At 35.0% G+C, this 1,421-nt stretch carries 3 protein-coding genes; all 3 read right to left on the bottom strand.

Annotated features, from left to right (window positions below; genetic code table 11):
• Positions 1–154 precede the first annotated feature (154 nt).
• Positions 155–571 carry a hypothetical protein gene (locus tag H5185_RS22130; RefSeq protein WP_182743312.1) on the bottom strand — a complete coding sequence of 139 codons (417 nt, stop codon included), beginning with the start codon at positions 569–571 and terminating at the stop codon, positions 155–157.
• 125 nt (positions 572–696) lie between these two features.
• Complete coding sequence (locus H5185_RS22125; RefSeq protein WP_182743310.1) at positions 697–1,011, bottom strand: hypothetical protein; 315 nt, start codon at positions 1,009–1,011, stop codon at positions 697–699.
• Between the two features lie 2 nt (positions 1,012–1,013).
• A partial coding sequence (locus tag H5185_RS22120) for a hypothetical protein (protein ID WP_220494519.1) occupies positions 1,014–1,421 on the bottom strand: 408 nt, incomplete at its 5' end.

Below are 1,421 nucleotides of genomic sequence, written 5' to 3'. Positions count from 1 at the left end.
TAAAATGAAATCCGTTACTTGCTTGAAGCAATGGCTACTTTTATTCTCATATTTAGCTAAGTTAACCTGCAACATAAGTGTTGCATATTTCCTATCTTCTGAAATTTCAGCTTTAGCCATAAAAGATATAAATAAAAAAAATATCACGATACATTTATTCAACATTGGGCTTACATCCTTTTACTATTGAACTCCAAAACAAGTATTCCTTTGGGCTTCCGTTATGAGCCATAACCTGCTTAAATGCAATTTTGCTTATAGACTCCATGGCTATCTTATCAAAAGCACCAAATGACTCGAAAAAATATTCCCAATTGGCCTGACTCACTGCATACTCAGTTTGCGCCGCGTCAGAACCTGCAATTTGAAATGCCAAGGAATCATCCAGAAATCTTACACCAGAACCAGAAGATCCTTTAACTGCAAGTCCTCCAAATATTGAATAAAACTGACCAATTAACAGAGCAAGCCGACCTATTTTTGTGAGATCATATATCTCATTAATCTCTGCAATTCCCTGCTTACTTTCCTCATCAAAACTTAGGCCTACTATTGCTGGACATTTTTTCATAACTATTTCCTTTAGTTAACATAATAGAGAATCCTTACCACTTTATTTTCTTTTTTTTAATTTCTAGTAAATCACTTTCAATGACTGAACTTTTTCATTTTACGACAAATCATTCTTTTCACAATTTAGCGATATAATTCCATTTCCATCAAGTATTCCCCGTATGCTCTCATTGTCAAAAACTGCTTACCTGCCAAATAATAATCTCTTTCAATTTCATTAATCGCATCTTTTATCTCTTCTGGTGAAGACGCTTTTTCATAGCGGTAGCTCCAGTATTTCTTAAGCTCGCTTAAGTCAAAAAATTCCTTACCAATTAAAGGGGCCTCAGCTTTGTTTCGCTGAAGTTTTGCCTCTTTCTCAAATGCACGCTTTTTGAGGTGTTCCTTAAAAAGTTTATTTTTATCTATTTGCTCTTGTGAAAATTTATTTTTATCCATAATTAGTTAATCTCACCGTGTTTAGTTATCGCCTTTTTCCATGTCATACCTTTATGACTTTTCAGAGTATTGATTGCATTAAGCTTAAATTCCCCATCCGGTAAGCTAGAAGTAACTCTTTCAATTTCTTTATCGTTAATGATGGTGTTCGTAAGCTGTTGAATTTCCTCAGCAGGATCCATAGTTAATTTAATGGCTTGCTCTGGGTCACTAACTACAGATAAACCTCCAGATACGGTTTGAACTAATACTTTATCTCCGTTAGGGGCTGTGCCATATAACTCATACCTACCAAGATCAGGATTATCTACAAAATAATTAATGAAATCATCTCTATTTTCTCTTGCCGCTTGGAACCCTCCTGCAACAATATGAAATGGTACGATAGGATCATATCCACCCGGTTTTCG

Source organism: Shewanella sp. SG44-6 (genome assembly GCF_014164185.1).
In the GTDB taxonomy this organism is placed as follows: Bacteria; Pseudomonadota; Gammaproteobacteria; order Enterobacterales; family Shewanellaceae; genus Shewanella; species Shewanella vesiculosa.
The sequence above is the reverse complement of the archived record's forward strand: the minus strand, read 5'-3'. Positions and strand labels throughout refer to the sequence as shown.

What these genes read in the sequence shown, in the direction of transcription:
- H5185_RS22125 (WP_182743310.1), bottom strand. Translation starts at nt 1,011, where the DNA reads ATGGATAAAAATAAATTTTCACAAGAGCAAATAGATAAAAATAAACTT.
- H5185_RS22130 (WP_182743312.1), bottom strand. Translation starts at nt 571, where the DNA reads ATGAAAAAATGTCCAGCAATAGTAGGCCTAAGTTTTGATGAGGAAAGT.